The sequence below is a fragment of the Acinetobacter sp. SA01 genome (assembly GCF_011319235.1).
Classification (GTDB): domain Bacteria; phylum Pseudomonadota; class Gammaproteobacteria; order Pseudomonadales; family Moraxellaceae; genus Acinetobacter.
The window spans coordinates 97,486-124,353 of record NZ_WXXM01000008.1; the positions used below are offsets into that span (position 1 = coordinate 97,486).

Below are 26,868 nucleotides of genomic sequence, written 5' to 3' on the forward strand. Positions count from 1 at the left end.
AAGATATTAAGAAGTTTTGACTTGAGTAAAACGGTTTAAAAAAGCAATGGTTAAAAGCAAAGTCGCAATAAACCCAAAGACGACAGACAAGCCCATCATTTCACTGCTAATCCCAACCAAAGCAGGTCCCAATAAAGAGCCCGTATATGCCATGGTAGAGACACATGACAATGCGGCTGCTTTAGACATGACACTTTGACGGCCCACACGTGAAAACATCACCGGAACAATATTCGAACAACCCAAGCCCAGTAAAGCATAGCCTAATAAAACCACAATCCAGTGTGGAGCAACCACCACCGTAAACAGTCCAAGCGCTGCACAAACTGCACTGTAGATGATGATATTTTTTTCACCCAGAGCCTTAATTAAATAATGACCTGCAAAACGCCCCGAAGTCATGGCAATTGCAAAGCAGGTATACGCCAGACCAGCTAAAGCAGGTTTTACGCCGTATTCATTGATCAGATAAATTCCGCTCCAATCCATTGCCGAACCTTCTGAAAGAAAAGCAATAAAACACACCAGACCCATTAAAATGATTAACGGACTGGGGAATTTTTTGGTCTTGCTTTCAACTTCAGTAGTATCAGTTTTTGCTTCCTTTTCAATGACCGCTAAACTGTTAGTCACAGCAATTAGGCTCAAAACCACCAATAAAAGACAAATTGCCAAAGCACTCATCAATGGGCTCACACCCGCTGCAAGTAAGGCAGTAACAGTCATGACTCCGGCCAGACCACCTAAACTGCACATGCCATGAAACTGCGACATCATACTTTTGGCACTGTTTTTTTCCACAATCACAGCTTGTAAATTAATTGCCACACCCAGGCTACCCGCAGCTGTACCAAACAGGAACAAAGCAACGGCCATGATCAAAATACTACTGGTTAAGGCAAAAGTGGGTAAAACCATGAGCAACAATAAAACGGCTACGGAAATAATGGCACGACACCCCACTTTCTGGATCAGTAAACCTGTTGCAGGCATTGCCAGCATGGAACCCGCACCGATACACAGCAATAAAGTACCAAAATCGGCATGATTCAGATGAAGTCGCTGCTGTGCGTAGGGAATCAGCGGAGCCCATGCTGCAGTACTGAGACCTAAACTAAAGAAGCTCAGTAATGTAGATAAACGCTGTGCAGAGTGCTGAGTTGCATGACCCAGATGTGCTGTTTTAGTTAAAAACATATGTGTGCCACCACAAGAAATAGGTTTTTGGCCGTCCCTTTCAGGATAATTTCCAGAGAAAAACCCCGGCAATTATAGATATTTTCTATAACTAAACCAGGGTTTTAATTTGGCGAAATTATACACAAAAAAAGAGTAAATCAAGCCGATTTTTTAGGAATTTTAAAGAATATTTTGTAACTGCTGTAAATATCTAATCTCTTTAGGTAAAAGAACAAAAAATAATATAAAACTTCAATTATTTTAAAATAAATCAATAAAAAACAATATTTTATGTTCTTAAAATTTCTACTAAATAATCATATCATTGAAATAATTATAAAAATTTTCTCAAGCTTATCTGATCTTTTTTATCGGAGATTTTTATGGCAATTATTTAGAGAAAAAGCCAAATTTAAAGTGGTTATTCATTGATATTTTTATAAGATATACAACTTACTAAAGAAATCTGCCAAAGATTCAATGTTTTAATTTCATAGCAAACCTCTACCTCAATGCATGAGGCTACCTTTAGCTTGTTTTTTCAGCAATCCTGTCAAGTCATTTTCATGAGGAAGTGGCCCTCTTTCAACTTTCCTTTGAAAAGTAAAATGATCATTCAACTATCTCGATGACCCGATAAAAAAGCCCTATAGTTTTAAGCTACAGAGCCAGTTTCTAAACTTCAAGATTTTATTTATTTTTAGAATAGTGATCTTCAATTAGACAATCTTAACCTTCTACAGATTCATTTTTTTATGCTCTGCATGGGGCTCATCCGTTTTACCGGTAAGACTTCCTTTCATCACCTTAAACAGTTGGGTCATTTTATTGTCGGTGACATTCCAATACTCGGCACTGACGGCCTCAGCAACCAGAACCCGTACACTCGGATCATCTCTTCCTTCGAACCAGTTTTCAGCCGATGAATTCCACAGTTCATCAATCAGGGCAGAATTTGTACTGATATGTGCATGTGCACTAATTGACACATAAATGCTATCTGAAGGTTTAGCGAAGGACAGTCCAATCTGATTACGTCCAGATTCAATCGCATTCACCAGATCATTGGTATTTTTCAAAATAAAGTAAAGGTTCTGGCTTTCATTCATACGTTCAGAATTAAGCATAGTCATGGGTTGTGCATGGATTTCCTGGGATTCAGTACTATGACTGATCATTGAAAATCGTATCTCTTTAATCAGTTCCCATAATTTTTCACGATCTTGATTATCTGTCATCATTATTCTCCTGCAATAGACCTAATAAATAAACTCTCTAATTTTGTGCTTAACTTCTGTTCAAGATTAATTATATTTTCCAGTTTTAATATCCTATCTCACTGATTTTATACATTTGCATAATAAAAGCTGTTAGCAATGATCATAAGAATTAACGAAGACCAATTCTGTTACATTTCAGTTTAGAAAGAACGTAATACTATGATTTTTTTGATTGTTAAAATATGCATTCACCATGCTGTCCTGTATAAGGCAGGTTAGGTATATATTAAATTCGAAGAGATAAATGTTGGATATGCAGTCAAATGACTTAAAAGCTATACCCCTCTTTATTTCTACTGAGGAAATAAAGAGGGAGACATCAATATCAAAATATTCAGTTCATATCATGCAATTTCTTTCAAGTTCAGTTCTTCCTGCATAAATTCACGTAACTTGAACTTCTGCGCCTTACCTGAAGCCGTCATCGGAAATTCATGGAAGAAACGCACATAGCGCGGCACCTTGTTATGCGAAATATGCTCCTGACAATACTGACGGATTGTTTCTTCAGTACATGGATCATTTTCATGCAGAATGATGCAGGCACACAGTTCTTCACCATATCGAGGATCTGGCACACCAATCACCTGTACATCCGAAACAGCCGGGTGAGTATAAAGGAAGTCTTCAATTTCTTTCGGGAACAGGTTCTCACCACCACGAATCACCACATCCTTGATTCGGCCCTTGATTTTGACAAAACCTTCATCATCCATTTCGGCAATATCACCGGTATGCATCCAGCGTGCACAATCAATGACTTCCTGGGTTTTGTCCTGATCTTCCCAATAACCCAGCATCACGGAATAACCACGTACACACAGTTCACCCAATTGACCACGCGGAACTACCTTGCCCTCTTCATCGACAATTTTCACTTCCAGATGCGGATGAACCCGGCCAACTGTGGTAACACGCCGTTCAATTGAGTCCGAAGTAGAGCTTTGCGCACTGACGGGTGCGGTTTCAGTCATGCCATAGCAGATGGTAATGTCAGACATATGCATCCGGTCAATTACACGCTGCATGATTTCCTGTGGACATGGGCTACCCGCCATAATCCCGGTACGCAAGCTGGACAGGTCAAACTCATCAAACTGTTCATGCTCAAGAATGGCGATAAACATGGTTGGCACACCATAAGCCGCCGTACATTTTTCCTGCTGGATGGCTTTCAAACTTTCTAGTGGATTAAATACCGCAGATGGATAAATCATGGCTGCCCCATGGGTAATACAGGCCAGATTGCCCATGACCATACCGAAACAATGGAACAATGGCACCGAAATACAGACTCGGTCTTCCGAACCCAGATGAATCGCTTCGCCGACAAAGTAACCGTTATTTAAAATATTGTTATGGGTCAGCATGGTGCCTTTCGGGTTACCAGTCGTACCCGAAGTGAACTGGATATTAATGGTTTCATCAAACTGCAATTCACTCGCAACTTGCTGTAATTTTTCTAAGGCTTTTTCGCTCGGTTCAACCAGTAGGTCCTGGAAACAATGTAGACCACTATATTCTTGATCATCAATTTTAATGACATGCTTTAAATGCGGCAGTCGTTCTGCCCGGAGTAGTTTAGTATCTGCATTCTTCAGCTCAGGTGCAATTTTACTCAAAATTTCCTGATAATCGGTGGTTTTAAACTGCGATGCAATCACCAATCCCTTACAGGAAACCTTGTTCAGCACATATTCCAGCTCATTGCTTTTATAGGCCGGATTCAGGTTGACTAGAATAATGCCCGCCTTAAAGGCTGCAAACTGGGTAATAGTCCATTCCACACAGTTAGGCGACCAGATGGCCAGACGGTCACCTTTTTCCAGACCCAATTTCTGCAAACTGCAAGCAAAAGCATTCACTTGCTGTTGCAACTGCTGGTAAGTCAGACGCACATTCTGATGCAAACTGACTATTGCATCAGAATGTGCATATTGTTCGCATGCCTGATCAAACTTTTCACCAATGGTCATGCCCAATAAGGGTTGACTGCTGGTTCCATAGGCATAACTTAACCGTACTTGTGTCATTGAATCGATCTCCTTGATTCTTTGTAATTCTGATTTTCAACTTTACTAATTGTTTTATGACCACGACGACCTTGTCTGTGTGCCTATTTTTGTGTGCTTATGCTGCTGGATTTTCCTCCTGTCGACGTACTGCGTTAACACAAAAATCGGCAATCTGTTTGACAAAGTGATCCTTATACTTCTGATCAAACATTACATTACGGGACGGATTCAAAGGTTCGATTACGACAAAGGTCATAGCGCCAACTACACCCAACGCTGCCGTATTCAAATCTTCAAATTCAAATTCTCCATTGACCTTTCCTTCGGCCAAAATCTCCTTAATGCTCTGCTTGAGCAGCTGCTTACTGCGAAAACGCTCATGTTCCATTTCCGGATCAACCGGTTCAAACATCAGCGAATAAGCCAGTTGGGGGCTGTTCATGGCTCGCTTCACAAAAGTTGTAACAGATTTTTGCAGTTTCTGTTTTGGCAATAAATCTGAAGCAGCAATGTGATTTAAAATTTCAACTTCAAGCCGAATGGCTTCTGATAAAACCTCAATCAAAATCTGGCTTTTGCTTTCGAAATATCGATATACCAAGCCTGTAGAAACGCCTGCGCGCTCTGCAATCGCCTGAATCGATGCCTCTTTCAAGCCCCCCTGAGTAATCAGTTCACGAGCAGATTTTAAAATCGACAAGCGATTTTGTTCCATTCGTTCCTGCATCAGTGATGATCTTTTATAACTCATAATATTATTCTCAACAAGATAAAATGAATTCTAAATCATTTTGTGAATATTGGTTCACTTTTTTATTTTTTCGTTGTATGTTAGAAAAACAAGCACAACAAAAATGCTTTTTTGGACACAACAAATATAACCTCAGGATGGATGAAGAATGAATTTACAAAGCTTGGATTTCGGTTTGGATGAAACTCTGATAGCGCTTCGTGATTCAGTGGCCGCTTTTTGCGCCAAGGAAATTGCCCCAATTGCCCAACAGGTCGACCGTGACAATGAATTCCCGGCTCACCTTTGGAAAAAATTTGGCGAGATGGGCCTGCTTGGTCTAACTGTCAGTGAAGAATATGGCGGTTCAAATTTCGGTTATCTGGCGCACATCATTGCCATGCAGGAAATTTCCCGCGCTTCTGCATCCATTGGCTTGTCCTATGGCGCACATTCTAACCTATGTGTGAACCAAATTAATCGAAATGGCACTGAAGAACAGAAACAGCGTTATTTACCTAAACTGATTTCAGGTGAATATGTCGGCGCCTTGGCAATGTCAGAACCGAATGCCGGCTCGGATGTCGTTAGCATGAAACTCAAAGCTGAAGATAAAGGCGATCATTACCTGCTGAATGGTTCAAAAATGTGGATCACCAATGGTGGCGATGCCGATGTATTGGTGGTCTATGCAAAAACCGATTTGCAAGCCGGCGCCAAAGGCATGACTGCATTTCTGGTTGAGAAAAATATGCCAGGTTTCAGTCATGGCACGCATTTGGACAAACTAGGTATGCGTGGTTCCAATACTTATCCGCTGTTTTTTGACAATGTTAAAGTCCCGAAAGAAAACGTCATGGGCGGCGTTGGCAATGGCACCAAAGTGCTGATGAGTGGTCTGGACTATGAGCGTGCCGTGTTGAGTGCCGGCCCACTGGGCATTATGGATGCCTGTATGGATACCGTGATCCCGTATATCCACGACCGTAAACAGTTTGGTCAGGCCATTGGTGAATTTCAGTTGATGCAGGGCAAAATTGCCGACATGTATTCCACCTGGTTGGCTTGTAAAGCACTGGTTTATGCGGTAGGCGCAGAGTGTGACAAAGCGGATCATACCCGTAGCTTACGTAAAGATGCTGCAAGTGCCATTTTATATGCCGCTGAAAAAGCCACCTGGATGGCAGGTGAAACCATTCAGACCTTGGGTGGAAGCGGTTATATCAACGAATTTGCTGCTGGTCGTTTATGGCGCGATGCCAAATTGTATGAAATTGGCGCGGGTACTTCAGAAATTCGCCGTATGTTGATTGGTCGTGAACTGTTTAATGAAACAGCCTAAAGATAAATCATAAGCACATAAACAAGGATGTTCGGCATGAATCAATTACAGAGCAAAATTAATATCCGTAGTGAAGAATTTAAGAACAACCAGGCGGCTATGCAAACGCTGGTAGAAGATCTTAAACAAAAAGTCGAAAAAATTGCCCTCGGTGGCGGTGAAGCTGCCCGCCAAAAACATTTAGCTCGCGGTAAATTATTACCAAGAGACCGTATTGATCACCTAATCGATCCAGGTACAGCTTTTATTGAAATTGGTCAGCTAGCTGCCTATCAGGTATATCAGGATGATGTTCCTGCAGCGGGTGTCGTGGCTGGTGTGGGTCAAGTGAATGGTGTGACCTGCATGATCGTGGCGAATGATGCTACGGTCAAAGGCGGGACTTATTATCCATTGACCGTGAAAAAGCATTTACGCGCTCAGGAAATTGCTGAACAGAACCATTTGCCATGTATCTATCTGGTCGATTCTGGCGGTGCTTATCTGCCTTTACAGGATGAAGTGTTCCCGGATCGTGATCACTTCGGCCGTATCTTCTACAATCAGGCACGTATGTCCAGTCAGGGTATTGCCCAGATTGCTGTGGTGATGGGGAGCTGTACCGCAGGTGGTGCTTATGTGCCTGCCATGTCAGATGAAACCATCATTGTGCGTAATCAGGGCACCATTTTCCTCGGTGGCCCTCCTCTGGTCAAAGCGGCCACTGGCGAAGTCGTTTCCAGTGAGGACTTGGGTGGCGGTGATGTACACACCCGTTTGTCTGGCGTGGCCGATCATCTGGCGGAGAATGATGAACATGCGATTGCGATTGCCCGCAATATCGTGGCGAACCTGAACAAAAAGCCAAACAAGACCGCAGATGAAATTGAAGCGCCACTGTTTGACAGTTCAGAACTATACGGCATTGTGCCAAGTGATGCGCGCAAGCCGTTTGATATCCGCGAAGTGATTGCCCGCATTGTCGACGGCTCACGTTTTGACGAGTTCAAGGCACGTTTCGGCACCACCCTGGTGACCGGTTTTGCCAAGCTCTACGGGATGCCGGTCGGGATTATCGCCAATAACGGTATTCTGTTTTCCGAATCGGCTCAAAAAGGTGCACATTTTATTGAATTGTGTACCCAGCGCAATATTCCTTTGATTTTCCTGCAAAATATTACCGGCTTTATGGTTGGCCGCCAGTATGAAAATGAAGGCATCGCCAAAAATGGTGCCAAGCTGGTGATGGCGGTGGCCAATGCCAATGTGCCGAAACTGACCCTGGTGATTGGCGGTTCTTTTGGCGCAGGTAACTACGGTATGTGTGGACGCGCCTACTCGCCACGCTTTATGTGGACCTGGCCAAACTCGCGTATTTCAGTAATGGGCGGCGAACAGGCATCGAGCGTACTGTCAACCTTAAAACGTGATCAAATTGAACAAAAAGGTGGCAGCTGGTCAGCTGAAGAAGAAGACCAGTTTAAACAGCCAATCCGTGATCAATACGAACGCCAGGGCCATCCTTATTATGCGTCTGCACGTTTATGGGATGACGGTGTGATTGATCCGGCGCAATCGCGTGAAGTATTGGCCCTCAGTCTGGCTGCAGCCTTGAATGCGCCAATCCAGCCAACCAAATTCGGCGTGTTCCGCATGTAAGAGGTGACAAAAATGACCTATCAATTTTTACAGCTCGAACATCAGGATCAAGTCGCTACGGTCTGGATTAACCGTGCCGAACTGCACAATGCTTTTAATACCCAGGTGATTGAAGAACTACATGCCTGCTTTCAAGCGCTCAATACCCGCGATGATATTAGGGTGGTGATTTTGGCAGGACGCGGCAAAAGCTTCTCTGCCGGTGCTGATCTGAACTGGATGAAACAGGCCGGTCAGGCTTCACAGGCAGACAATGAAGCCGATGCCCTCAAACTGGCAAAAATGCTGCAAAGCCTAGCAACCTTGAAACAGCCAACCATTGCCCGTGTACATGGCATTGCTTTCGGCGGTGGCATGGGACTGGCTTCTGCCTGTGATATCTGCATCGCAAGCACCGATGCCAAATTTGCCACTTCAGAAGTACGTTTAGGACTAGCCCCTTCCACCATTAGCCCTTATGTGATTCGTGCGATTGGTGCGCGTCAGGCTTCACGTTATTTCCTGACCGCAGAGCGGATTTCTGCTGAACAGGCCAAAACCATTGGACTAGCGCATGAAGTTACTACTCCAGAACAGCTCGACAGCAAAATTGATGAAATTGTTGAAGCACTTTTACTCGGTGGTCCTGCTGCGCAAACCGCCTCCAAGCAATTGATTCAACTGGTTGACCAACAGGTTTTGACCGAAGATTTACTGCTTAAAACAGCACAGCATATTGCCCATGTTCGCCAGGGAGATGAGGCGAAAAATGGCTTAAATGCATTTTTAAATAAACAAAGCCCGGCCTGGATCAAGACCACGGCATAACAACAAGAAGGATCCTACAATGTTTGAAAAGATTTTAATTGCCAACCGTGGTGAAATTGCCTGCCGTGTGATTCGTACAGCGAAGAAATTAGGAATTGCTACCGTTGCAGCCTATTCCGATGCCGATGCGCAGGCACAGCATGTCAAACTGGCCGATGAAGCGATCTATATTGGTGAATCACCAGCCGCACAAAGCTATTTGCAAATTGACCGTATTATTCAGGCAGCAAAAGCGACTGGTGCTCAGGCGATTCACCCTGGTTATGGCTTCCTGTCTGAAAATGACCAGTTTGCCGAAGCATGCCAAGCCAATAACATCACTTTTATTGGTCCACCAGTAGCCGCCATTCTGGCGATGGGCCTGAAAGCCACCTCTAAAGCCTTGATGGAAAAAGCAGGTGTGCCTTTAACACCCGGCTATCACGGTACCAATCAGGATGCTGATTTCCTGAAACAGCAGGCAGATAATATTGGCTATCCGGTGCTGATTAAAGCCAGTGCTGGTGGTGGCGGTAAAGGCATGCGTCTGGTGGAACGCAGCGAAGACTTTCTCAGCTCATTGGCTTCTTGCAAAAGTGAAGCCCGTTCCAGCTTTGGTAATGAAGATGTACTGATTGAACGTTATGTGATTCAACCACGTCATATTGAAGTGCAAGTCTTTGGTGATACGCATGGCAACTATGTACATTTGTTTGAGCGTGATTGTTCGGTACAACGTCGCCACCAGAAAGTACTGGAAGAAGCCCCAGCACCAAAAATGCCAGAAGATAAACTGGAAGCGATGCGTCAGGCTGCGATTGACGCTGCTCGTGCAGTGAATTACGTTGGCGCTGGCACAGTAGAGTTTATTGTCGAGCAAGACGGTACGGCTTATTTCATGGAAATGAACACCCGCTTGCAGGTTGAACATCCGGTGACTGAAATGATTACCGGACAGGATCTGGTGGAATGGCAACTGCGCGTAGCTTTTGGTGAACCGTTACCGAAACAGCAGCATGAATTGCAGATTCACGGTCATGCACTTGAAGCACGTGTCTATGCCGAAGAACCAGAAAAAGGTTTTATTCCGGCGATTGGCCAGATCAGCTATTTGCACTATCCAGAACAAAATGACTGTGTACGTGTGGATAGCGGTATTGTCGAAGGTGATGAAATCAGCACCTATTATGATCCGATGATTGCCAAACTGATTGTCTGGGGCAAAAACCGTGAAGCGGCCTTGACCCAAATGCATCATGCACTTTGCCAGTTCCATGTCGACGGTTTAGGCAACAACATTGCCTTTCTGGATCGACTGGTTCTCTGTGACTCATTTAAAAATGCAAACCTAGACACTGGACTGATCCAGCGTGAAGAAGAGTTTTTGCTCAAGCCTTCTGCTGATATCAGTACCGAACTGGTGGTTAGTGCTGCACTGATTGAACTACTTTCACGTCAGGCACAGAATCCCGTTCCAAGTAATCCAGTGTGGCAGCAAAAAGCATTCTGGCGCCTGAACCAGAAAAATAGCCATATAGTGCAATTACAACGTAATGGTTTTACCCTAAAAGTTCAGTTCAATACTCAAGATCAAGGCTTTGTCGCCAGCTATAACGGTCAGCAGATTCAAATACAGGGTCAGTTTATTGATGCACATACTTTAGCGTTGCAACTGGCAGGAAAACAGCAAAAACTGTCCTTTAGTCAGACTGCACAAGGCATTACCCTGTTCCATCAAGGCCAAAGCTACAAGTTTACTTATCTGAAAAATGACTTTAACAGTCAGGATGAACAAGGTGCTGAAAATAACCTGACTGCACCGATGCCAGGTGTAATCACCCAGGTACTGGTCGCAGCCAATGATAAGGTGAAAAAAGACGATGTGCTGATGACGCTGGAAGCAATGAAGATCGAATATTCGATTCGTGCACCGCATGACGGTATCATCGCAAGCTCATATTTCCAGAAAGGTGATCAGGTCAAAGCCGGTGATGAACTGGTCGAGTTCCAGCCATTGGCGGAGGAAGTCGCATGACGGATTTTGTCAAAATCGTAGAAGTCGGGCCACGCGATGGCCTGCAAAATGAAAAAACGCCCCTCACCCTGGATGACCGGAAAAACCTGATTCTGGATTTGATGAAAACCGGTTTGCAGGCTATTGAAGTCGGCTCTTGCGTTTCAGCCAAATGGGTGCCGCAAATGGCGGACAGTGATGTACTGTTTGCCAGCTTACCCAAAGATCCAAATATTCAATTCAGTTTGTTAACCCCGAACATGAAAGGATTTGAGTCTGCACTGGCTGTCGGTTGTAAGGAAGTTGCTGTGTTTACCGCAGCTTCGGAAAGCTTTACCCGCAAAAACATCAACTGTTCGATTGATGAAAGTTTGGAGAAGTTTGCCGATGTCATGGCAGCAGCCAAAGCCAATGACATCAAGGTGCGTGGTTATGTCTCCTGTATGGTCGACTGCCCTTATGAAGGCGCGATTGATCCCAAACAAGTAGTGAAAGTTACTCAGCGCTTACTGGAGATGGGCTGTTATGAAGTGTCTCTGGGTGAAACTATTGGTACAGCGACACCAGATCGGGTGAAAAATGTCTGGGAGGCCTGCCTGGCTGAACTTGATGCCAAAGTGTTAGCAGGACATTTTCATAATACCTATGGCATGGCGATTGCCAATATTTATCAGTCGCTTCTGCAAGGCATTCGGGTCTTTGATTCCTCCATTGCTGGCCTAGGTGGTTGCCCTTATGCCAAAGGGGCTTCAGGCAATGTCTCAACCGAAGACCTGTATTATCTGCTTTCCAAGATGGGCTATGAAACCGGTATTCAGCTGGATGCCCTGATGCAGGCCAGTCGTAATATCAGTGAAGTCTTGCAGCGCAATAATCCATCCAATTATGCCAATGCCTATTGGCAAAAAGCCTGTGCTTAAAAACAATCATGCTTGAGCAAAATGACCTCAAGCAATCATAAGGATATAAGCAGCAGCCCAAATCTGCTGCAACAACAATAGAGGTGACAAGATGTCAAACAAGGTCTATGACAGCGCTCAAGCCGCCTTAAAAGGTGTTGTTCAAGATGGTCATACCCTGGCGGTCGGCGGTTTTGGTTTATGTGGTATTCCGGAAGCCTTGATTGCGGCTTTAAAAGAAACGGGCGCGAAAAACCTGACCTGTATTTCCAATAATGCCGGTGTGGACGGTTTTGGCCTGGGGCTATTGCTGGAAACCAAACAGATAAAAAAAATGATCTCCTCTTATGTCGGTGAAAATAAAGAGTTTGAACGTCAATATTTAAACGGTGAACTAGAAGTTGAACTGACTCCGCAAGGGACTTTGGCAGAGAAATTACGTGCTGGTGGTGCCGGTATCCCCGCTTTTTATACGGCGACGGGTGTCGGGACCGTCATTGCTGAAGGTAAAGATGTTGGCGAATTTAACGGTAAATCCTACATTCTGGAAGAGTCTTTGACTGCCGATGTGGCTTTGGTCAAAGCCTATAAGGCGGATAAAGCGGGCAACCTGATTTTCCGTAAAACAGCGCAAAACTTTAATCCGGTCTGTGCCATGGCCGGTAAAATCACCATTGCTGAAGTGGAAGAAATTGTCGAGATTGGTGCACTTGATCCAGACGAAATTCATCTACCTGGTATTTATGTAAACCGAATTGTCTTAAATACCCAACCAGAAAAACGCATTGAACAGATGACTTTAAAGGCGGAGGCTTGATCTCATGGCTTGGACACGTAATGAAATGGCGCAGCGCGCTGCACAAGAGCTTGAAGATGGTTTCTATGTCAATCTGGGGATTGGCCTGCCAACATTGGTAGCGAACTATATTCCGGAAAATATCAATGTCTGGCTACAGTCAGAAAATGGTTTATTGGGGATTGGTGAATTTCCAACCGAGGAGACTGTCGATGCCGATTTGATCAATGCCGGCAAACAGACCGTCACTGCGAGGAAAGGTGCTTCATTTTTCTCAAGCGCTGATTCTTTCGCCATGATCCGTGGCGGTCATGTCAATATTGCCATTCTGGGTGCCATGGAAGTCTCGGAAACTGGCGATTTGGCCAACTGGATGATTCCGGGTAAAAAAGTCAAAGGTATGGGCGGTGCGATGGACCTGGTCGCAGGTGTACAAAAAGTTGTGGTGCTCATGGAACACTGCGCCAAAGATGGCACGCCTAAAATTGTTCCACAATGCAGCTTACCGCTGACTGGTCAGGCTGTCGTCAACCGTATTATTACTGACCTTGGAGTACTTGATGTCACTCCTGATGGGATTCGACTAGTTGAACTGGCGCCAGATGTGAGTCTTGAGGAAATTCAGAAAGTCACTGGCGTATCTTTACTTCGCAACGCTGCCTGATCCACCTGCTCCACCCAGCCCTTAAAAATGAAACGTTTTAAGGGCAAGCTCTTTTCGGCATGGAGTCCAAGTGGCTAAATAAAACAGCCTTTAAAATGCGACCCGTGTAAATTGTATTTATTAAGGCATCGTTCCAACCGTGGTCATCTTTGACAATTGAGATTATGGCGCGACCTAAATCCGACGCCAAAATATGCCCTGTGCTTAAAAAAATGCCGTATGCTGACCTTTCAGGCTATCGGGCATGTTGTAGGCTTCAAGCTTGTCTGCTGCATTGACACAAAAAAGTGAAACATTGGCATTTTCACCTAAGGATTTAAGTTGTAATACTGCGCCACGTTGGATTCGTGCAGACCGTTTGAATTACAACCTCCCGGGCTTTTATCCCTCCGTGTAGCTTTGGTTTTATTTAACCTAGCCGTGAACTCTCGGTCTCAGTCACATTGAAAAATGCCGGAACCCTAGATCACTTTATGATGCTTAAAGAAATGCAAAGGACATGCCAATTTAGTATTACGCTTTTTATTGTTCGTAATACTTAAAATGAGCAAAAAGAGGTCATCTTCGTTGTGAAATCGAAATCCGATGCCGTATTTGCACCTAAACTAGACTTTTTATCTGCCAGATAAAGTCTGATAATACGGTCAGCAATAAAATGGATTCGGCATGTTTAAAGATAAAAAGCTGGTGTGTTTCGATCTGGATGGTACCTTGATTGATTCCGTAGGCATCTGGAATCAAGTGGACGCAGCCCTGATTCAACAGTTAGCAAAGATAGATGTTGATCATCATAGCATTCAGCAGCAGCGCGATACACAGCTGAATAAATTTCGACAGTCTGCTGATCCCTATCTGGAATATTGTACTTATCTGAATGAATTGTATGGTTTTAATTTAACAAAAGAACAAGTAAAGTTACGCCGTTATGCCATTTCACGGCATTTTCTCGATTATGTCGTGGAGCTAAAACCGCAAGCAGAAAATTTGATTCAGGCGTTGAAACAACATGGTATTCAACTGGCGTTAACCACCACGACGAGTTTATATAATATCCAGCGTTATCAAGAGAATAATAAACTCATCAATAGCAAAATTGATTTCACAAACGATTTTTCATTGCTGTTAACCCGCGAACATGTCGACAACATCAAGCCGCATCCAGAGGTGTATTTAAAGGCACTGCAACACTTTGATGTACCGCCTGAACAATGTCTGATTATTGAAGATTCCCTGATTGGCGTGGAAGCGGCAAATCATGCCGGCATCGATGTCGTTGCACTCTATGATCAATATTCAGCGCATGAAATAGATGAAATTCGAGCGAACGTAGAATATTTCATTAAAGATTTTGAAGCCTTATTAATTTTTTCAGCTAAAAAATGCCATAAATCATTCATATTCATGACATCTTCTGTAGACGTATGTGTTTATGATTATTTTGCTTTCTTATAGACCGAACCTGAACCCACCAGATTGCCGGTTTTCTCGTCAATCGCAAAATCAACCATACCCGCACCAGCATTCACCTCAAGAAAACCATTCTTGCCCACTGAGGCAGGAACTGGATTTTTCTTTTCAGTTTTACCCGTCGCTTTATCTTTTATCGTATTGGTAATGAAATAATTGTCACCATTCTTGGAAATGACCAGAATATTTTCAAGTTTTGGATTTTCCAGGGTGTTTTTCCAATTCCCCTGATAATCCGGTGCTTCAGTGGTACACGCAGTTAACAACAGTGCTAATGAGATTCCTGAAAAATATTGAAGATATTTCAAAACTTAAGACCTTGAATGTTACGACGCGGTCATTATAGAAAGAACCCTCTGCGCGTTAAGCGAGATCTTGTAGGTAAAGCGTTTCAGCAGTAATGAATCTGTCTTGCCTTCGTCATTTTTTTGAAAACTCTCTCCACATTTCATCCATAAAAACTTAATTTAGAATTAGATTAGAAATTAAAAAACCCATCATAAGATGGGTTTTGTTTTATACATTTAGCTATCTTTATGCAGTTTTATGCATGTTTCCAGTCTCTTCAAATGTTGCATGCCAGGACAAGGCTTCCTCAAGAAGATGCGGGGTTTGTCCACCACGCTGGCAAGCACGTTCAAAATAATCATTCAGTTCATCGCGATAATCAGGATGCGCACATAAATCGATAATCTTGCGGGCACGCTCACGCGGAGCCAGACCGCGTAAATCTGCCAGACCGTTTTCTGTCACCAAAATATCAACGTCATGATCGGTATGGTCAGTATGGCTGACCATTGGAACTACAGATGAAATAGCCCCACCTTTGGCGACCGATTTGGTCACAAAAATTGCTATATGGGCATGCCGGGTAAAATCACCTGAACCGCCAATACCGTTCATCATTTTGGTGCCGGTGACATGAGTAGAATTGACGTTGCCGTAAATATCAAACTCCAGTGCGGTATTGATGGCAATAATCCCCAAACGGCGGATGATTTCAGGATTATTGGAAATTTCCTGCGGACGCAGCACAATTTTGTCTTTGTATTGTTCAAAATTCTGCATCACATGTTGTGCACAAGAATCTGACAAGGTCATTGAACAGCCTGAAGCAAAGGTCATTTTACCTGAATCAATCAACTCAAAAGTACAGTCCTGTAACACTTCCGAATACATTTCCAAGTCATGAAAATTGGAATGTTCAAAACCTGAAAAAACCGCATTGGCAATCGAACCGACTCCAGACTGTAATGGGCCTAAATTTTCCGGTAAACGTCCAGCTGCCACTTCGCCTTCAAAGAACTGAATCAGATGTTTGGCAATGGCCAAAGTATCCTCATCCGGTTCATCCATGTTAAAAGAGGTATCAGGAATGTCATTCAGCACAATCGCTGAAATTTTTTCCGGACTAACCTGAATCCCAACCGTTCCAATCCGGTCACCCGCATGAATCAACGGAATCGGTGCGCGGTTCGGACGGGCTTTCGGTACATAAATGTCATGTACGCCTTCCAGCACCGGATTAATGGTATTGTCAATTTCGACAATCACATGATCCGCCATTTCTACAAAGTTGGCCGAGTTACCACATGAACCAGTTGGAATAATCTGCCCATCTTCAGTAATTGCTGTTGCTGCAATCACCGCGACATTAATCGATGGCAAGTTGTGATGACGGATGTTATCTGCCATTTCAGACAAATGCTGATCGATATACATCACCTCACCAGCATTGATGGATTTACGCAGACCGGGATCAGCCTGATAAGGATAACGGCGCTCAATTGCATGAGCTTCATTTAAACGGCCATCAATTTTATTGCCTAGGCTTGCACCTGTCGCCAGGGTAATTTTCAAGGGATGCTCTTTGGCATGTTCAGCCAGAGCCAACGGTACTGCTTTTGCCTCACCTGCACCACCAAAACCACTTAAACCGACTACAGCACCGTCTTGAATCAATTTAATCGCTTGTTCAGCAGACATAATTTTGTCGCGAAGGGAGACTAAGCGAATGCGATCTAAACCATTCATAATAAAAATCTCAAAAATAAACATATTGTTTTTCACCATCCCGGCGTGCTGGAATGGTGGTTGTTATTGCTTATTAAATTCTAATTCGTTACTTATCGCTCTACGCTGATAGAGACTTTTTAGATCAGCTCGACTGCAACAGCAGTTGCTTCACCACCACCAATACATAAACTGGCAATGCCTTTTTTACCACCGGTACGTTTTAGGGCATGTACTAAAGTCACGATAATACGTGAACCTGATGAACCGAGTGGATGACCCAATGCGCAAGCACCCCCATTGATGTTCACTTTTGCTTCATCCAGATTGAACGCATCTATCGCAGCCATCGCCACCATGGCAAATGCTTCATTGATTTCCCAAAGATCAACCTCCTGAGCATCCCAGCCGGCTTTTTTCAATACTTTTTCAATCGCACCAACTGGTGCAATACTGAATTCTGTAGGATGTTGTGAGTTGGAGCCATAAGCGACAATTTTTGCCAGTGGTTTTAAGCCCCGTTGTGCCGCAATTTCCTCTGAAGTCAGCACTAAAGCCGAAGCACCATCTGAAATCGAACTGGAATTAGCGGCAGTAATGGTGCCATCTTTTTTAAATGCAGGGCGTAAAGTTGGAATTTTATCGGCCTTGGCATTCAGCGGTTGTTCGTCTTGCTCAACAACTACATCGCCTTTACGTGAATACACGGTTACAGGCACGATTTCTTCTTTTAAATAACCATTGTTGATGGCAGTGACCGCTTTATTTAATGAGCTGATCGCAAAGGCATCTTGCTGTTCGCGGGTATAACCTTTTTTATCTGCCATTTCTTGTGCAAGAATACCCATCGACAAACCGGTTTCAGCATCTTCCAGACCTTCCTGGAACATGTGATCGGTGATTTTGCCATGTCCCATGCGATAACCAGCACGCGCCTTGTCCAGTAGATATGGCGCATTACTCATCGATTCCATACCGCCTGCAACTACAATTTCAGCAGAACCGGCTTTAATGGCATCAGCAGCCTGCATCACCGCTTTCATGCCTGAACCACAAATTTTATTAATGGTGGTTGCACCCGTACTGTCAGGTAAACCGGCCTGACGCATGGCTTGGCGTGCCGGACCCTGTTTTAAACCGGCCGGAAGTACACAGCCAAAAATCACTTCATCAATATCGGTTGGTTGCAAGCCGGAACGCGCTACAGCTTCTTTAATGGCTGCTGCACCTAAATCTGGTGCTGTACATGGAGACAGTGCTCCTTGGAAGCCACCCATTGCTGTACGAACACCATTTACAATAACAATCATTTTTTCCATCCTAATTTATCAATCTTGTTGTGTGACATGAGCTATACCTTCAGCTCATGTCATTTCCATCTTTATTAAACCCTGTATTAAAGTGTAGTGCCAAACTTAAGATTGGGCAGTAAAGTATTCCTCTGGTAACTGCATCACTACATCGGCACCTGCTTGAATACGTTGTACACGTGCAGCCAGGTCAGGTAAAACTTTGGCTACATAATACTGCGCTAATACCAGTTTGTTCTGGAAGAACGCTTCCGCTTTTGGTTGAGCGGCCTGGCTAATACGCGCATACATATAGACAAAGCTGAGTAATCCCACTACATGCAAGTAATCCACTGCTACAGCATTAGAAAACTCTGGCGCCGTCTTTGCGTGGTTCACAATGAAAGCGGTAATGTCTTCAACTTGTGTACACACATCTAATGTAGCGGCTTTAATTGGCAAGGCATCATTTAAAGCTTGTGCAAACTCACGAATTTCCGCAATGTATTCAGCAAGGTATGCACCACCGCATTTGATGGTCTTACGGCCAACCAAGTCAATCGCCTGAACGCCGTTGGTGCCTTCGTAAATTTGGGAAATGCGCAAGTCACGAATACATTGTTCCATGCCCCATTCACGAATATAACCATGACCACCAAACACCATTTGCGCTTCCAGGCTTGAATCAAGTGCCTTGTCGGTTAGATAAGCTTTTGCAATTGGGGTAAGCAATGCAACACGGTCATTGGCTTTACGTACTGCCTCTGCATCGGTTGAGTATTTGGTGATGTCGAGCTGTTGTCCCACATAAACCGCAAAAGCACGTGATGCTTCATTGTTGGCACGAGCATTCAGCAACATACGACGCACATCGCCATGCACTAAAATAGAATCGGCTGGTTTCTCAGGTGCTTTTGCACCGGTTGCCGAACGGCCCTGCAAACGGTCTGTGGCATATTGCGCTGCATTCTGGTAGGCAAATTCGGCTGCGCCAATGCCTTGAATCCCCATAGATAAGCGTTCGTAGTTCATCATCACGAACATGGCTGCCAGACCTTCATTTTCCTTACCGACGATATAACCTCTGGCGCCATCAAAGTTCATCACGCAAGTCGCAGATCCCTTAATCCCCATCTTATGTTCGATAGAACCGGCAGATACGGCATTACGTTCACCCACCGATCCATCTGCATTGACATGGAATTTAGGCACGATGAATAAGGAAATACCGCGTGAGCCAGCCGGTGCATTTGGTGTTTTTGCCAGAACTAGGTGAATGATGTTTTCAGACAGGTCGTGTTCACCACTGGTAATAAAGATTTTTGTACCGGTAATATTGAAAGAGCCATCTTCATTCGGTTCCGCTTTGGTTTTGATCAGCCCGAGATCTGTACCAGAATGCGGTTCTGTCAGACACATGGTACCTGACCATTCACCCGTGTAGAATTTTGGCAGATAAGTCTCTTTTTGTTCTTGGGAAGCACGGTCATTAATCGCCATACCTGCACCCACAGTCAGTAATGGGTAGAGCATAAATGAGGGGTTCGTACTCCAGATCATTTCATCAGCCAGTACCGTCAGCATTTTAGGCATGCCCTGACCGCCCCATTCTTCAGGTGCCCCCAGACCCACCCAGCCACCTTCGGCAAACTGTTTAAATGCTTCTTTAAAACCTTTAGGTGTAGTCACCACGCCATTATTAAACTGTGCGCCGCCTTCTTCATCACTGCTGCGGTTTAGATCAAGGATGACGTTTTTAGAAAACTTGGCCATTTCCTCTAAAATCGCATTAGCCGTTGCCATATCTAAATGAGCGAGGTTTTCATTGCCCTGCCAGAATTCATCTGCCTTAAATACATCATTTAAAATAAATTCCATGTCTTTAAGGGGTGCGTTATAAATAGGCATATTGCTTTCCTTATGTGAAGACTTCGCATTAAAAATAGTGAAGTGCTTTTTAAAGTTGTAAGAACCTATACTGAAATAACGGATTTATTCTCACGTACATCTCTCTAAGTAAAATTTGACCATTCGCGCAGTTTGCAACATCCATGAAAAAAAAATGAATGCAGCGAGAATTAGGTTTAAAAACTTTACTCATCAGCTCGAGTGTTCAGACTCATTTCATCATTACTATTATGAGCAACGAATGAAACATGGTTTCTGTAAATCACTTTAAACTGAACCACTCACCATCAAGCCTAAGCTTAAATATGTGAATGAAATACGGTTAAATCAGCATATCTGCTCTTTGCGTTTTATGGGTTAATCCCTTTTTTCAACGCAAAAAGACAATAAAATAATTATGCGGTAATTGGAATTTTATTGATGATTATTGACCTCTCAGGTTCTCACTGATTGACTTTTATTTTGTGCTATGCAATTGCAAATCTAAGCTGATTTAATGTGCTTCGTTAACCATCAGTTTATATTGCCTCTCTTGCATTAAAACAAAAAAAAATGCTTTTTATTTTCTTGCACCAAAAACAAAGCAGTGCTTTTTATTATTCTCTTGAGCTAAAAACAAAGCAGTGCTTTGTTTTTAGCTCATATCAGACATTAGTTGGGTTGTCATAGGCTTGATATCGGTATATTTTAAATTGGCTTTTTTTTATGTCTTTCTGGGACTTGCGATGAATACGGTACGCCAACAAAATTTTCAATTACGCAAAGAGAAAATTTTAGCCATGGCAGAAACACTGTTGCTGGATAATAATCAGGACATTACCCTGGCAGAACTTGCGTGTGAGCTGGATATTGCCAAAGGGACCATTTATAAACATTTTAAAAGCAAGAATCAGCTCTATTTAGAACTGATCATCTTGAATGAAAAAAGATTATTGGAAATTTCAAAAAAATATAAAAATAATATTAAAACCTATGTTTCACAGTACATGCTCTACAACATGTTAAATTCCAACCGGACCATTTTATTGCATGTAATTGAAGAACGCTTAACCAATAATGAACGCAAGCTGAAAGAATTATTTGAACAGCTTTATCGGGTACGTGAAGAGCGGATTATTGAAATTAAGGACATGACCGACGAATATCTGAAATCCTTTAATAGTGCCATGTCGATTCGCGACTATTTATCTTATATCTGGACGGTCACCTATGGTGCTTCCTTGTTGCTTAATTCAACCCATTACCAGAAAGCCATTGGTTCACGTGAACGCCTCATTAAACTGTATATTAACCAGGCCTTAATGACCCCGGATAAAATTTCTTGATATTCGGGTTTCAATAAATCAATTATTGATGAATGATTTTATGCATAGGGTCATCCAGGTCATTCATTTTCGAGAACAATTCATAACACATCTGCCGCAGCCATTGATGGCTGGTCTTGTGATGGCAGGACATATGCCAATATTGCTTGACTGCATAGGTGGGAAAAGTAATCGGTGCATCAAAAATCTGTAAATTGCCGCGCGACAATAACACCTCACTTAAATAATAAGGTACGGTCGCAATCGCATCGGTTTCCTGCACCACCAGACCAACGCCCAGATAACTGGGCAAGCGCATCAAGATATTACGTTTCAGTTCTAAATTTAACAATTCATTTTCAATATGATAATGCCCCATTCCGGCATCAATATCGATATGGGGTTCATTGATATATTGTTCAGTGCTTAGACTGTTTTCGCTCAGCCGCGGATGGTTTTTGGATGCAATCACCACATAATATTGCTCAAACAGTTTTTGCTGATAAAAACCGTTTTCCAGATGGGGTAAAAAACCAATTGCCAAATCAATTTCTCCATTGGCCATTTGATAACTGGTTTCAGAAGTAATGGCGCGAACATTTAAACGAATATTTGAAGCATGCTGTTTTAAATATTGGGAAATTTTAGGCAATAACACCAAATGCGACACATCGGTCATGGCAATAGTAAATTTCTGCTGTGAAGTAGTCTGGTCAAAATCAACGGTGAAATTATTGATGATTTCAACTTTACTTAAGGCTTCACTGACCAGTGGGAACAGCTGTTTCGACAGTTCAGTCGGCACCATTTCATTGCCGATTCTTAAAAAAAGTGGGTCATTATAATGCTGGCGGATTTTATTCAGGATATTGCTGACCGTGGGCTGACTCATGGCCAGATATTCAGCCGCGACGGAAACACTTTTATATTTATAAATATAAAGAAAAACGCTGAGTAATTTACAGTCGAGCTCAAACACCGATTCAAATCCCTAAATCTTTAATTTGTAGAGGCAATACATCATCTACCTTTTGAGTGCTATTTCCAATGTCCATTTATACCGAAATAGCATGCCATGTGAATAAGCTTTGGCTGAAGCTTATAAAATAAATTTTATCAATAAAAATCAAAATAACATAACAGACTGCTTTCACCCTTGTTGATACCCTCTTTATTTTTCTCCCTGAGCGGAATTGAAATATATTTCAAGTCTGTATAAGAGAAATAAAAAGGATGGATGAAAAGGCTTCTTTCATAAATCATTTTAAAAACTAAAAATCGTTCGTAAAGCTAAAATTGAAAATAGATTTTTAGTCGATATTAGATTCATGAGTGTGGCATGAATGCCATACGTTTCCCATCACGACAAGGATGTCGTGATGGGAAACAAAAGGTTTTTGTCTACTTTTGACCTTTCAAAAGTAGACAAACTGCCTACGAGAAGGTAAAAAATTAAATTAATCAAATGAGGCCGTGCTGATTTAAAATATCTAATATTGAACATTTTTTGATTTATGAAAGAGATCTAAAGAAACACATCACTCAAACGGTTTGACTTAAACCTGAACGCCTCAAATTTAAGTCAAACTTTAAAGCTTACAGCAATTATTCTGCTGAAATATCTTCAAATAACACCGAAGATAAATAACGCTCACCGGCATCCGGTAAAATCACCACAATGTTTTTACCGGCATTTTCAGGACGTGCTGCCAATTGAGCCGCTGCTGCCATGGCTGCACCACTTGAAATACCTACCAGAATACCATCATGGGTGGCGGTTTTGCGTGCCCATTCAATAGCTGCAGCACTTTCAATGGCAATCACTTCATCCACTAAATCCAGATCCAGGTTTTTAGGAATAAAGTTGGCGCCAATGCCCTGAATTTTATGCGGTCCCGGAGTCAATGGCTCGCCGCGTTTCGCCTGACCAATAATCGGTGATTCCGCAGGTTCCACAGCAACCGAATAAAGCGGCTGATTTTTTACCTGTTCAAAATAACGTGAAATACCGGAAATTGTGCCACCCGTACCGACGCCAGACACCAGAATATCGACTTTACCGCCAGTAGCTTCCCAAATTTCGGGGCCTGTGGTCTGTTCATGAATTTTAGGATTGGCCGGGTTTTCAAACTGTTGCGGTAAAAAATACACATCCGGTTGTTCAGTGGCTAAACGTACTGCTTCATCTACAGCGCCTTTCATGCCTTTGGCCGGCTCAGTCAGTACCAGATTTGCACCAAAAGCCTTCAGCACCTTACGGCGCTCAACACTCATACTTGCCGGCATGGTTAAGGTAATGTCATAACCTTTGGCAGCTGCAACAAATGCCAGTGCAATACCGGTATTGCCACTCGTTGGCTCGACAATATGCATGCCCGGTTTAAGCAAACCTTTTTCTTCAGCATCTGCAATTAAAGCGGCACCTACCCGGCATTTCACCGAGAATGCCGGATTACGGCTTTCAACTTTTGCCAATACGGTTGCATCGGATGAAATGGCACGATTAATACGAATTAAAGGCGTATTGCCAATCGCTTCAGCATTATCACTATAAACCGCTATGGCTAAATTGTTCGGTGCTGGAAAAGCAGAATCAGTACTCATTTTAACTCCTTGAGCTGTCTTTTGATTTTAAAGTCATGCGCTCATCATAAGCCATTTAGACCTTCAAGATAAGTTTTTCTATTGCTATGCTTATTCAACTTAAGTTGTGATTTCAATCTAAAAAACAATGCTTTTTAAACCGATAAGCTTGTAATATTGACCAAAGAGTTACCACTTAAATGACGTAATTGTCATCAATAAAGTTTGTATTTATTCATGCAATTGCACACAATATCCAGCAAATGAAAACTGATTTAGGGAATCACATGTCTCATAAGAGTTATAGCCGGTTCTATCGACAATTTACACAGAAAATTTTAGATAAAATTGTGACTCCTCAAGTCTTGGGTAATACTGAAGAATTAAAAAAAACCTTAGAATATCAAACAGATAAAAAAATAATTTGCTATGTATTACAAGATGCATCCTTAAGCAACACGGTCCTGATTGATACTGAAGCCAAAGCACGCCAACTGCCTTCTGTTTTTACACCTTTCAGCATTCAGGAGTTGCAGGAAGATGATTCTATTCTGGCTTTAAACCTACCTAACTCACAAAATCAAACCTATCATTATTCGGCCAAGCTCATTCGGCTGATTGAAGCTCTGGAAAAATATCCCGAATACGAAATAGAACTGGTTCCGGTGACGGTTTTATGGGGGCGCTCACCCGAATATGAAGACTCCTGGTTTAAAGCCTTATTTGCCGATGCCTGGGCGACACCGTCCAAATTAAAGCAGGCTTTGAATATTTCTTTATATAGCCGTGAAAACTATATTGAATTTCATAAACCTATTTCCCTAAGAGCAGCTATAGAAAAATCTAAAATTGAATATCCAAACTTTTCCCCGGCACATTCTGTGGTCAAGGAGCTCAATAGCAATTTCAATAAATACAAAGAAGCCATTTTAGGTCCCGACTTATCCGACCGCCGTAATCTCATTAACAAGTTAATGAAAACCGAAACGGTGCAAGATGCTATTCGTAAAGAAAGTATTGACAACAAAATCAGTATGTTTGAGGCAGAGAACCGTGCCAAAGGCTATTTAACCGAAGTGGTTTCGGACTTTTCCTATTCTACCCTACGTTTTGCCGAACTGGCGCTGACCAAACTCTGGACGCAACTTTATGATGGAATTGAAGTGCATAATTTCGATACCGTCCGCGAGCTGGCCAAAGATTACGAAATTGTTTATACACCATGCCATCGCAGTCATATCGATTATTTACTGCTGTCTTATGTGATTTTTAACCGTGGCTTGATGGTGCCGCATATTGCGGCAGGCATTAACCTCAACTTGCCTGTGGTCGGTCAGATCATGCGTGGCGGCGGTGCTTATTTCATCCGTCGTACTTTTAGCGGCAATGAATTATATACTTCGGTTTTTAAGGAATATTTGCACAGCCTTTTATCGCGTAATACGCCGTTGGAATACTTTATTGAAGGTGGCCGTTCACGTACCGGTCTGCTGTTACCACCGAAAAAAGGCATGCTGTCGATGACGGTACAAAGTCATTTACGTGGTGCAACCAAGCCAATTGCCTTCATTCCCACCTATTTTGGTTATGAAAAGCTGATTGAAGGCACGTCTTATTTAAATGAACTGAATGGCAAACCCAAAGAAGCCGAATCGATTTGGGGGATCTTGAGTTCAGTCCATAAAATTGAAAAAGTCTTTGGGCAGGTGCACGTCAATTTTGGCGAGCCGGTTTTTCTGGATCAGGTTTTATCCGAGCATCAGGCCAAGCACATTAAACTCAATATTCACGATGAATTACCCCAACCTGTGATTCAAACCGTCAATCAAGTTGCTAATTCAATTCTGGAAAATATTAATAAAGCAGTAGTGATTAATCCAATCTCTTTAATCTCGCTGATTTTACTAAATGCTGAACATCATGCTTTAACTGAACATGATTTAATCGGTAAAATTGATCAATATCGTCATTTATTAAAAATAATGAAATATGATGCAAAAATGATCATGACAGAATTATCGAGCACAGAGATTATTCAATATGCTGCAAAATTAAAACAGGTTGAAATCTTCAGCCAAAATAACCAAAACTGGGTACGCGTTGCCGAAAGTCAAAAAATTCTGTTAAGTTATTTTAGTAATAATATTTTGCACTGTTTTATTTTACCGGCATTAATTGCAATGCTGGTGCATTCATATAAAAAAATCTCTACCCATTATTTAATCGATAGTGTTAAAAATCTCTATCCCTATTTTAAAGAAAAATTTTTCTTAAAATGGTCTATGGATGAATTAGAAAAAGAAATCACACTCATTATAGAAGGTTTAGAACATTTAGGCTGGATTGTTCGTCAGGATCAAACCCTTTCTATCCCAGCCGATGAATACATGCAAAACCAGCTTGTAACATTGGCCCATTTGTCTGCTGCCAGCCTGAATAACATGACGATAATTGCTGCATTACTTCAGCAATATGCTTCGTTGCAAGCACTGAGCCTGAAAGAACTGGAGAAAATGGGTAAAGCGGTACTGAACAAACTGTCTCAAACCAAAAAGATTCAGGCCGGTTATTATTTTGACAGCGCCACCTTAAAAAGCTTTATTGCTATATTAAAAGAAAAAGGTCTGCTCAGTACTCAAGAAAATCATTTTGTCATTAGCGATGATTTTGAAGAAAAAATATCTGCAATTTCTAACTGGTATAATCCTGAAACGCGTCAGGCAATCATTGAAGCCGTGCATTTTAATGAAAAAGAATTAAAAGGATTTAAACAGACCCATAAAAATTGATAAATCATATTCTGCATTGCTATCAGGCATTTAATCTGGATTAAATGCCTTATTTTAATGGATATAAGAATATCTGATAATTACTTTCATAAAAAACCATTGAAAATGTTACATTTTCATCCTATATGAGATTAATCAGGCAGTATACTGCCTAGGTTACTGTTGCGTAGTA

20 protein-coding genes, 1 pseudogene and 1 riboswitch are annotated in these 26,868 nt (G+C 42.5%); of the genes and pseudogenes, 10 read left to right on the forward strand and 11 right to left on the reverse strand.

What is annotated here, in order from left to right; translation table 11 throughout:
• Positions 1-6: 6 nt before the first annotated feature.
• The 4 genes from GTU69_RS09390 to GTU69_RS09405 form a co-directional block, all read right to left on the reverse strand.
• Positions 7-1,197 carry an MFS transporter gene (locus GTU69_RS09390; protein ID WP_166170007.1) on the reverse strand — a complete coding sequence of 397 codons (1,191 nt, stop codon included), beginning with the start codon at positions 1,195-1,197 and terminating at the stop codon, positions 7-9.
• 719 nt (positions 1,198-1,916) lie between these two features.
• Positions 1,917-2,417 carry a pyridoxamine 5'-phosphate oxidase family protein gene (locus GTU69_RS09395; RefSeq protein ID WP_166170009.1) on the reverse strand — a complete coding sequence of 167 codons (501 nt, stop codon included), beginning with the start codon at positions 2,415-2,417 and terminating at the stop codon, positions 1,917-1,919.
• 386 nt (positions 2,418-2,803) lie between these two features.
• The gene (locus GTU69_RS09400; RefSeq protein WP_166170011.1) at positions 2,804-4,492 is read right to left on the reverse strand and encodes an AMP-binding protein; all 1,689 of its coding nucleotides are present in this window, start codon (positions 4,490-4,492) and stop codon (positions 2,804-2,806) included.
• Between the two features lie 97 nt (positions 4,493-4,589).
• Entirely contained in the window at positions 4,590-5,225 is a 636-nt protein-coding gene (locus tag GTU69_RS09405; RefSeq protein ID WP_166170013.1) for a TetR/AcrR family transcriptional regulator, read from the reverse strand.
• Positions 5,226-5,373: 148 nt separating this feature from the next.
• Between GTU69_RS09405 and GTU69_RS09410 the strand changes: the two genes are divergently transcribed.
• The 7 genes from GTU69_RS09410 to GTU69_RS09440 all read left to right on the forward strand — a co-directional run bounded on the left by GTU69_RS09410 (position 5,374) and on the right by GTU69_RS09440 (position 13,343).
• Complete coding sequence (locus GTU69_RS09410; protein WP_166170015.1) at positions 5,374-6,546, forward strand: isovaleryl-CoA dehydrogenase; 1,173 nt, start codon at positions 5,374-5,376, stop codon at positions 6,544-6,546.
• Between the two features lie 36 nt (positions 6,547-6,582).
• Entirely contained in the window at positions 6,583-8,184 is a 1,602-nt protein-coding gene (locus GTU69_RS09415) for a carboxyl transferase domain-containing protein (protein ID WP_166170017.1), read from the forward strand.
• 12 nt (positions 8,185-8,196) lie between these two features.
• Complete coding sequence (locus GTU69_RS09420; RefSeq protein WP_166170018.1) at positions 8,197-8,991, forward strand: enoyl-CoA hydratase/isomerase family protein; 795 nt, start codon at positions 8,197-8,199, stop codon at positions 8,989-8,991.
• A 19-nt stretch (positions 8,992-9,010) separates the two neighbouring features.
• Positions 9,011-11,005 (forward strand): acetyl/propionyl/methylcrotonyl-CoA carboxylase subunit alpha, encoded by a 1,995-nt coding sequence (locus GTU69_RS09425; RefSeq protein ID WP_166170020.1) that lies wholly within the window; start codon positions 9,011-9,013, stop codon positions 11,003-11,005.
• Positions 11,002-11,904 carry a hydroxymethylglutaryl-CoA lyase gene (locus GTU69_RS09430; protein ID WP_166170022.1) on the forward strand — a complete coding sequence of 301 codons (903 nt, stop codon included), beginning with the start codon at positions 11,002-11,004 and terminating at the stop codon, positions 11,902-11,904. The genes GTU69_RS09425 and GTU69_RS09430 overlap by 4 nt, the downstream gene beginning before the upstream one ends.
• Positions 11,905-11,995: 91 nt before the next feature.
• Entirely contained in the window at positions 11,996-12,700 is a 705-nt protein-coding gene (locus GTU69_RS09435; protein ID WP_166170024.1) for a CoA transferase subunit A, read from the forward strand.
• A 4-nt stretch (positions 12,701-12,704) separates the two neighbouring features.
• Positions 12,705-13,343, forward strand: coding sequence for a CoA transferase subunit B (locus GTU69_RS09440; RefSeq protein WP_166170026.1), 639 nt, complete (start codon positions 12,705-12,707; stop codon positions 13,341-13,343).
• Positions 13,344-13,470: 127 nt separating this feature from the next.
• On the opposite strand, the pseudogene GTU69_RS09445 reads toward GTU69_RS09440, so the two are convergent.
• Positions 13,471-13,697, reverse strand: a pseudogene (locus GTU69_RS09445) (DUF1989 domain-containing protein); the annotation flags it as partial.
• 14 nt (positions 13,698-13,711) lie between these two features.
• Positions 13,712-13,819: riboswitch (guanidine-I (ykkC/yxkD leader) on the reverse strand.
• A gap of 190 nt (positions 13,820-14,009) precedes the next feature.
• On the opposite strand from GTU69_RS09445, the gene GTU69_RS09450 reads away from it, so the two are divergent.
• A complete protein-coding gene (locus tag GTU69_RS09450; RefSeq protein ID WP_166170028.1) occupies positions 14,010-14,795 on the forward strand; it encodes an HAD family phosphatase in 786 nt (261 codons plus the stop codon).
• Here the strand turns inward: GTU69_RS09450 and GTU69_RS09455 are convergent.
• The 4 genes from GTU69_RS09455 to GTU69_RS09470 all read right to left on the reverse strand — a co-directional run bounded on the left by GTU69_RS09455 (position 14,777) and on the right by GTU69_RS09470 (position 20,020).
• Positions 14,777-15,118 (reverse strand): hypothetical protein, encoded by a 342-nt coding sequence (locus GTU69_RS09455; RefSeq protein ID WP_166170030.1) that lies wholly within the window; start codon positions 15,116-15,118, stop codon positions 14,777-14,779. The two genes, GTU69_RS09450 and GTU69_RS09455, sit on opposite strands and share 19 nt — an antisense overlap.
• Positions 15,119-15,344: 226 nt before the next feature.
• Positions 15,345-16,844, reverse strand: coding sequence for an acetyl-CoA hydrolase/transferase family protein (locus tag GTU69_RS09460; RefSeq protein WP_171522017.1), 1,500 nt, complete (start codon positions 16,842-16,844; stop codon positions 15,345-15,347).
• A gap of 119 nt (positions 16,845-16,963) precedes the next feature.
• Positions 16,964-18,133: a thiolase family protein gene (locus tag GTU69_RS09465; protein ID WP_166170031.1), complete on the reverse strand. Its 1,170-nt coding sequence runs from the start codon at positions 18,131-18,133 to the stop codon at positions 16,964-16,966.
• Positions 18,134-18,238: 105 nt separating this feature from the next.
• Entirely contained in the window at positions 18,239-20,020 is a 1,782-nt protein-coding gene (locus tag GTU69_RS09470) for an acyl-CoA dehydrogenase C-terminal domain-containing protein (RefSeq protein WP_166170033.1), read from the reverse strand.
• Positions 20,021-20,745: 725 nt separating this feature from the next.
• On the opposite strand from GTU69_RS09470, the gene GTU69_RS09475 reads away from it, so the two are divergent.
• A complete protein-coding gene (locus GTU69_RS09475; protein ID WP_086196960.1) occupies positions 20,746-21,345 on the forward strand; it encodes a TetR/AcrR family transcriptional regulator in 600 nt (199 codons plus the stop codon).
• Positions 21,346-21,367: 22 nt separating this feature from the next.
• Here GTU69_RS09475 and GTU69_RS09480 read toward each other — a convergent pair whose 3' ends face one another.
• Both GTU69_RS09480 and cysK read right to left on the reverse strand, forming a co-directional pair.
• Positions 21,368-22,303, reverse strand: a complete 936-nt coding sequence (locus GTU69_RS09480) for a LysR substrate-binding domain-containing protein (RefSeq protein WP_086196961.1) — start codon at positions 22,301-22,303, stop codon at positions 21,368-21,370.
• 626 nt (positions 22,304-22,929) lie between these two features.
• Positions 22,930-23,928, reverse strand: coding sequence for a cysteine synthase A (cysK, locus tag GTU69_RS09485; RefSeq protein WP_166170035.1), 999 nt, complete (start codon positions 23,926-23,928; stop codon positions 22,930-22,932).
• A 266-nt stretch (positions 23,929-24,194) separates the two neighbouring features.
• Between cysK and plsB the strand changes: the two genes are divergently transcribed.
• The gene (plsB, locus tag GTU69_RS09490; RefSeq protein WP_166170037.1) at positions 24,195-26,696 is read left to right on the forward strand and encodes a glycerol-3-phosphate 1-O-acyltransferase PlsB; all 2,502 of its coding nucleotides are present in this window, start codon (positions 24,195-24,197) and stop codon (positions 26,694-26,696) included.
• Positions 26,697-26,868 lie beyond the last annotated feature (172 nt).

Bases quoted from the DNA above. Each gene is read 5' to 3' on its own strand.
- GTU69_RS09390 (WP_166170007.1), bottom strand. From the start codon at position 1,197: ATGTTTTTAACTAAAACAGCACATCTGGGTCATGCAACTCAGCACTCT.
- GTU69_RS09395 (WP_166170009.1), bottom strand. From the start codon at position 2,417: ATGACAGATAATCAAGATCGTGAAAAATTATGGGAACTGATTAAAGAG.
- GTU69_RS09400 (WP_166170011.1), bottom strand. From the start codon at position 4,492: ATGACACAAGTACGGTTAAGTTATGCCTATGGAACCAGCAGTCAACCC.
- GTU69_RS09405 (WP_166170013.1), bottom strand. From the start codon at position 5,225: ATGAGTTATAAAAGATCATCACTGATGCAGGAACGAATGGAACAAAAT.
- GTU69_RS09410 (WP_166170015.1), top strand. From the start codon at position 5,374: ATGAATTTACAAAGCTTGGATTTCGGTTTGGATGAAACTCTGATAGCG.
- GTU69_RS09415 (WP_166170017.1), top strand. From the start codon at position 6,583: ATGAATCAATTACAGAGCAAAATTAATATCCGTAGTGAAGAATTTAAG.
- GTU69_RS09420 (WP_166170018.1), top strand. From the start codon at position 8,197: ATGACCTATCAATTTTTACAGCTCGAACATCAGGATCAAGTCGCTACG.
- GTU69_RS09425 (WP_166170020.1), top strand. From the start codon at position 9,011: ATGTTTGAAAAGATTTTAATTGCCAACCGTGGTGAAATTGCCTGCCGT.
- GTU69_RS09430 (WP_166170022.1), top strand. From the start codon at position 11,002: ATGACGGATTTTGTCAAAATCGTAGAAGTCGGGCCACGCGATGGCCTG.
- GTU69_RS09435 (WP_166170024.1), top strand. From the start codon at position 11,996: ATGTCAAACAAGGTCTATGACAGCGCTCAAGCCGCCTTAAAAGGTGTT.
- GTU69_RS09440 (WP_166170026.1), top strand. From the start codon at position 12,705: ATGGCTTGGACACGTAATGAAATGGCGCAGCGCGCTGCACAAGAGCTT.
- GTU69_RS09450 (WP_166170028.1), top strand. From the start codon at position 14,010: ATGTTTAAAGATAAAAAGCTGGTGTGTTTCGATCTGGATGGTACCTTG.
- GTU69_RS09460 (WP_171522017.1), bottom strand. From the start codon at position 16,844: ATGAATGGTTTAGATCGCATTCGCTTAGTCTCCCTTCGCGACAAAATT.
- GTU69_RS09465 (WP_166170031.1), bottom strand. From the start codon at position 18,133: ATGATTGTTATTGTAAATGGTGTTCGTACAGCAATGGGTGGCTTCCAA.
- GTU69_RS09470 (WP_166170033.1), bottom strand. From the start codon at position 20,020: ATGCCTATTTATAACGCACCCCTTAAAGACATGGAATTTATTTTAAAT.
- GTU69_RS09475 (WP_086196960.1), top strand. From the start codon at position 20,746: ATGAATACGGTACGCCAACAAAATTTTCAATTACGCAAAGAGAAAATT.
- cysK (WP_166170035.1), bottom strand. From the start codon at position 23,928: ATGAGTACTGATTCTGCTTTTCCAGCACCGAACAATTTAGCCATAGCG.
- plsB (WP_166170037.1), top strand. From the start codon at position 24,195: ATGTCTCATAAGAGTTATAGCCGGTTCTATCGACAATTTACACAGAAA.